This window comes from Aquabacterium sp. (assembly GCF_035476535.1).
GTDB lineage: Bacteria > Pseudomonadota > Gammaproteobacteria > Burkholderiales > Burkholderiaceae_C > Pseudaquabacterium.
In genome coordinates this window covers 1-5,814 of sequence record NZ_DATILJ010000290.1, presented here as the reverse complement: position 1 = coordinate 5,814, position 5,814 = coordinate 1, and the positions used below count along the sequence as shown (strand labels likewise).

The window sequence follows — 5,814 nt, the reverse complement described above, 5'->3', positions numbered from 1 at the left end:
CCAAGGTGGCGCAGACCGGCCGCTGGCTGTACCCGGTGTCCAAGGCGGCCCTGGTGCAGCTGACCCGCAACATGGCGCTGGACCTGGCCGCCGACGGCATCCGCGTCAACTCGGTCTCGCCCGGCTGGACCTGGTGCCGGTTGATGGACGAACTGAGCCACGGCGATCGCGCCAAGACCGACCGCGTCGCCGCGCCCTTCCATGCGCTCGGCCGCGTCGGCGACCCCGAGGAGGTGGCCGAGGTCGTCGCCTTCCTCTGCTCAGCACGCGCCAGCTTCGTCACCGGCGCCGACTATGCGGTCGACGGCGGCTATTCGGCGCTGGGCCCCGAGGGCCGGGTGCCGGCGATTCCGAAACTGATGGATTGAATGCCGCACGCCGCGGCCTTTCACACCCCCCAACGCAAGGAGAACGCTCATGTCCAGACGCATCGCGATCGTCGGCGCCGGCCAGGCCGGATTGCCGCTGGCCCTCAGCCTGCAGGCCCGAGGCGACCAGGTCACGCTGGTCAGCAACCGCAGCCCCGACGAGATCCGTCGCGGCCGCGTGATGTCGAGCCAGTGCATGTTCGGCACGGCGCTCGCCATCGAGCAGGAGTTCGGCCTGGCCGACTGGGCGCGCGAGTGCCCGCCGGTGGAGGGCATCGGCCTCAGCGTGCCGCATCCGGGCCAGCCCGGCGCCAAGCTGATCGACTGGGCGGCACGGCTGGACCGCCCGGCGCAGGCGGTGGACCAGCGGCTGAAGATGCCGGCGTGGATCGAGCGCTTTCGTTCGCGCGGCGGCCGGCTGGCGCTGCAGGACGCGGGCATTACCGAGCTCGAGGAACTCGCCGCGACGCACGACCTGACGGTGATCGCCGCCGGCAAGGGCGAAGTGACGCGCTTGTTCGAGCGCGACGCGACGCGCAGCCCCTACGAGCAGCCGCAACGCGCGCTGGCGCTGACCTACGTGAAGGGCATGGCGCCACGCACGCCCTACTCGCGGGTGTGCTTCAACCTGATCCCGGGCATCGGCGAGTACTTCGTCTTCCCGGCGCTCACCACCAGCGGCGCGTGCGAGATCATGGTCTTCGAAGGCATGCCCGGCGGCCCACTGGACTGCTGGGCCGATGTGAAGACGCCTGAACAGCACCTCGCAACGAGCCTGCGCCTGCTCGAGACCTTCCTGCCCTGGGAGGCCGAGCGCTGCCGCCATGTCGAGCTGAGCGACGACAACGGCATCCTGGCCGGCCGCTTGGCGCCGACGGTGCGCCGTCCAGTCGGCCAACTGCCCTCGGGCGCGCTGGTGTTCGGCATCGCTGACGCGGTGGTGGTCAACGACCCGATCACCGGCCAGGGCTCGAACAACGCGACCAAGTGCTTCCAGCTCGTGCACGACGCGATCGTCGCGCACGGCGAGCGGCCGTTCGACGCGGCCTGGATGCAGGCCAGCTTCGACCGCTACTGGGACTATGCGCAGCACGTGACGCGCTGGACCAACCTGCTGCTGGCGCCGCCGCCCGAGCACATCCTGCAATTGCTCGGCGCGGCCGGTGCGTGCCCGCCGCTGGCGGCCACGATCGCCAACAACTTCGACCATCCACCCGCGTACTTTCCGTGGTGGGCCGATGCTGTCGAGTGCGAGCGCTTCATCGCAACGCAGATGGCGAAGCTCGCGTCCCCGACCGATGCGGCACCGGCCGCGCAGGTGGCCTGACATGAACGCCGCCCTCGCCTCCACCACCGTGGCCGGCGCCGCAGCGCAAGCGACAAGCGACGCGAGCGACACACGCCGGCTGCGCGACGCGCTCGGCGCCTACCCCACCGGCGTCACCATCGTCACGACACGCGGCCCCGACGGCCGCGCGGTCGGCCTGACGGTCAACTCGTTCGCGTCGCTGTCGCTGGCCCCGGCGCTGCTGCTGTGGAGCCTGGCCAACCGCTCGCCGAACCGGCGCGCCTTCCGCGCCGCGAGCCACTTCGCGATCAACGTGCTCGCCGCCGGGCAGGAGGCGCTCGCGCGGCGCTTTGCGAACCCTGCCCTGGCCGACAAGTTCGACGGCGTGGCCTGGCAACCGGCCCCTGCGCTGGAGGTCCCGCTGCTGGCCGGCACGCTGGCCCATTTCGTCTGCGAATGCCGCGACGCGATCGAGGCTGGCGACCACACGCTGTTCATCGGCCGCGTCGAGCAGCACATGCATGTCGACGGCGAGCCGCTGGTCTTTCACGCAGGGCACTTCGCAGCACTGCGTTGAGCCCCCGCCACACCGAGAAGGAACGACGATGAAAACGCAGCAGATCCAACGTCTTTCGATCGACATCGCCGCCGCCGACGGCAGCGGCCGCTTCGTCGCCTACCTGGCCTTGCCCGCCGCGGGCCACGGCCCCGGCCTGGTGATCGCGCAGGAGATCTTCGGCGTCAATGCGACGATGCGCGAACTGGCCGACCTGTATGCCGAGGAAGGTTATGTCGCGCTGGTGCCCGACCTGTTCTGGCGCCAACAGCCGGGCGTCGAGTTGGGTTCTTCGCCCGAAGACTGGCAACGCGCCTTTGCGCTGTACCAGGGCTTCGACGAGGCCCAGGGTGTCGAGGACGTGCAAGCGGCGATCGGCGCGCTGCGGGCACGTGCCGACGTGCGCGGCGGCGTCGGCGTGCTCGGCTTCTGCCTGGGCGGCAAGCTCGCGTACCTCGCGGCCTGCCGCACCGACTGCGATGTCGCGGTGGGCTACTACGGCGTGGGCATCGAGGCCGCGTTGGCCGAGGCAGGCAAGGTCCGCTGCCCGCTGACGCTGCACATCGCCGAGAACGACAAGTTCTGCCCGCCCGAAGCGCGCGAGCGCATCCTCGCCGAGCTGCGTGGGCGCCCCGGCGTCGAGCTGCATGTCTACCCCGGCGTGGACCATGCGTTCGCGCGCCCCGGCGGCGAGCACTTCCACAAGCCCTCGGCGGGGCTCGCCCACGAGCGCAGCATCACCACGCTCAAACGTGCGATCGGCCCGCGGCCCGACCTCTCGGCGCTGTGGGACACACACTGCGAGCACGAATTCGCGCACCGCGATGTCGACGCGACGATGGCCACGATGGTCGACCAGCCCTACGTGAACCACATCCCGACGATGACCGGCGGGGTCGGCTACCACGACCTGCACCGCTTCTACCAGCGCTTCTTCGTCGACAGCAATCCACCCGACACCACGCTGGTCCCGATCTCGCGCACGGTGGGTGCGACGCAGGTGGTGGACGAGATGCTGTTCTGCTTCACCCACACGACCGAGATCCCGTGGATGCTGCCCGGCATCGCGCCGAGCGGGCGGCGGGTCGAGATCCCGCTGCTGGCGGTGGTCAAGTTCCGCGGCGACAAGCTCTGCCACGAGCACATCTACTGGGACCAAGCCAGCGTGCTGGTGCAGATCGGCCTGCTTGATCCGCGCGGGCTGCCGGTGGCCGGCGTGGAGACGGCGCGCAAGCTGCTCGACGAATCACTGCCGTCGAACGGGCTGATGGCGGCCTGGCACGCGGCGCCGTGAGTCATGTCAACCCGTCGCCGGCGTCCAGTCCTTGTCCTTGATCTCGATGAGCACCATGCGCGAGCCTGAGCCACCGATGTTCTCGGCAGCGTGAGTCGAGGCCGGATCCCAGAACGCCGCGCCGGCGGGGATCTGCTTGACCTGAACCTTGCCGTCTTCCGTGGTCAGCTTCACCTTGGCGGGCGTGAGCGTCACGGTCACATGGTCGGGGTGCGAATGCTTGCCGATGCCGCACACGCCGATCCCGGGGCGCGACACGTACTCGAGCACGCGACACTTGGCATTCTCGAACAACACCTTGTAGCTGCGCGGCTCCGTCTTCGCTGCATCCTGGGCCAGTGCAGTCTCGGTGCCAACCCCCAGCGCGGCCAGCAGCATCAAGGCCTCGCGGCGGCTGCTCGGGGTGCCGCAATCGCATCGCATCGATTTCTTCATGGGAGTCCTCCAGTCACATCTGCCGAAAGAGGTGGTGATGCTGCTCGCTCACCGCCAGGGTCTCGTTTCGCTGCTTCAAGCGCACCGCCAGTTCGCCGCTGCCCGAGCGCATCACGCTGTCGATGGCGCGCACATTGACGATCACCGAACGATGGATCTGCCAGAACATGTTCGGATCCAGTTCGGCGATGAGCTCCTTGATGGTCTTCTTGATCAGCGACTCCGAGTCGGCCGTGACGACCAGCGTGTACTTGCTGTCGGCCTTGAAGTAGCAGATCTCTTCCACCGTGAGCAATCGCACCGCGCTGCCCCGCGAGACGCGGATCCACTGCAGGAAGCTGGCCGCCGCCGCCTGGCGCGCATCGGGCGGGCGCGGCAACTGCGACAGGTCGATCGGCGGCTGCGAGACGCGCGCCTTCAGGCGCTGCACGGTCGTCACCAGACGCGCCAGCACGAGCGGCTTCATCACATAGTCGATCGCGCCGGCCTCGAACGCACCCAGGGCGTGCTGGTCGAACGCCGTGATGAATGCCACATGGCAACGCCCCGCGATCTGACGCGCCACATCCAGGCCCGTGAGCCTGGGCATCTGGATATCGAGGAAGGCAATGTCAGGCGCATGCGCCTCCACAGCGTGCAGCGCGGCCACGCCGTCGCCGGCGCGCGCGACGATGTGCAGTGCGGGCCACAGCGCGGCCAGGTGATCGGCCAACTCGTCGGCCAGCAAGGGCTCGTCCTCGGCGATCACCGCGGTGGGCAGCCTCGGAGCACCCGCTCGGTCAGGCAGGTTCAAGGGGCACCTCCAACTCGATGCGTGCGCCGCCGCCCTGCGGCACCAGGCGCAGCTTGCCGCGTTCGCCGTACAAGGCTGACAGGGATTGCTGCAAGCGCTCCAGCGTGGCACGGGCAGGCGTGAGGGTGTCGCTGACCTGCACACACACGGCTTGGTCGCATGCACTGGCATCGAGCGCGATGCATCGGCCCGTGCCGGCGGAACCCGTCAACAGCGGCAACAGCACGCCGGCCGGAAAGCCCGCGGTCGCCAGGTCTGCGGGAAGCCGGAGGTTCAGCTCGATGCTCGCTGCGCCAGCACCGCGAAGCAGGCGCACGTAGCTGTGCACCAGCCCGCACTCCACCTCCAGCGTCGAGCGTGCGCTGCGCAGCCGCGGCAGCGCGGCGCGCAGAAAGGCGGCGAGTTCGTCCAGGAGTTGCTCGGCGCGTGCCGCATCCTTTTCGTAGAAGCCTTTCACGGCGGCCAGCATGTCGAACAGCAGCTGCGGATCCACGCGCGCCTGGATGGCCAGCAGCCGTGCCGACGCGAGCTGCTGGCGCACGAGGCGCCCTTGCTCCTGCACTGCGGCCAGATGATTCACCGCCTGCTGACGCCCGCGCAGGCCATCGATGGCCACCAACGCCAAGACGCCGATCATCGCGTTCGTCCACAGCGTGTACCAGAACCAGACCGCTATCGACGCCGACGCACCCACACGCACCGCCACCGGTTCGTACGGCGGAATAAAGGACGCCACCGCGGCGCCGGCCAGCGCGGCCGCCATCATCGACAGCAGGGCCGCGGGCGTGCGATGCGGACGCGGCGATCTCCGGCGATCGATGTATTGCAACGCCACCACCGTTGCCATGACATCGATGGACAGCCGGATCGCCTCGTCGCCCTTGTAAGCCATCCAATCGAGCACGCCGGCGAAGAGCATCGCGTGGTCGGTGCGCACAGACTCGAACAGCAGGTGCGCCAACTGCAGTCCGGACACGATCGCGAACTGGATTCGCCAGCCCGATGCCGGCACCGGCCGTGCGGCAGGCTCGGGCGGCAGGACCCGCCTCGGCATAGGCGCCATGACCGGCATCCTCATGC

Annotated in this window: 7 protein-coding genes; 4 read left to right on the top strand and 3 right to left on the bottom strand. The window is 69.2% G+C overall.

From position 1 onward, the window contains the following. The 4 genes from VLK61_RS28385 to VLK61_RS28370 all read left to right on the top strand — a co-directional run. The coding region (locus VLK61_RS28385; protein WP_325426400.1) for an SDR family oxidoreductase at positions 1–368 on the top strand (368 nt) is incomplete at its 5' end. Positions 369–417: 49 nt separating this feature from the next. Continuing rightward, positions 418–1,695, top strand: a complete 1,278-nt coding sequence (locus VLK61_RS28380; RefSeq protein WP_325426398.1) for a styrene monooxygenase/indole monooxygenase family protein — start codon at positions 418–420, stop codon at positions 1,693–1,695. 1 nt (position 1,696) lies between these two features. After that, positions 1,697–2,233, top strand: coding sequence for a flavin reductase family protein (locus VLK61_RS28375; protein WP_325426396.1), 537 nt, complete (start codon positions 1,697–1,699; stop codon positions 2,231–2,233). A gap of 28 nt (positions 2,234–2,261) precedes the next feature. After that, positions 2,262–3,506, top strand: coding sequence for a dienelactone hydrolase family protein (locus tag VLK61_RS28370; protein WP_325426394.1), 1,245 nt, complete (start codon positions 2,262–2,264; stop codon positions 3,504–3,506). A 6-nt stretch (positions 3,507–3,512) separates the two neighbouring features. Here VLK61_RS28370 and VLK61_RS28365 read toward each other — a convergent pair whose 3' ends face one another. From VLK61_RS28365 to VLK61_RS28355, 3 genes are all read right to left on the bottom strand, one after another. Then, a complete protein-coding gene (locus VLK61_RS28365) occupies positions 3,513–3,884 on the bottom strand; it encodes a hypothetical protein (RefSeq protein WP_325426392.1) in 372 nt (123 codons plus the stop codon). A gap of 70 nt (positions 3,885–3,954) precedes the next feature. Continuing rightward, positions 3,955–4,734, bottom strand: a complete 780-nt coding sequence (locus VLK61_RS28360; protein ID WP_325426390.1) for a LytR/AlgR family response regulator transcription factor — start codon at positions 4,732–4,734, stop codon at positions 3,955–3,957. Continuing rightward, positions 4,721–5,814: sensor histidine kinase (locus VLK61_RS28355; protein ID WP_325426388.1), on the bottom strand; the 1,094-nt coding region annotated here is incomplete at its 5' end. The genes VLK61_RS28360 and VLK61_RS28355, both read right to left, overlap by 14 nt.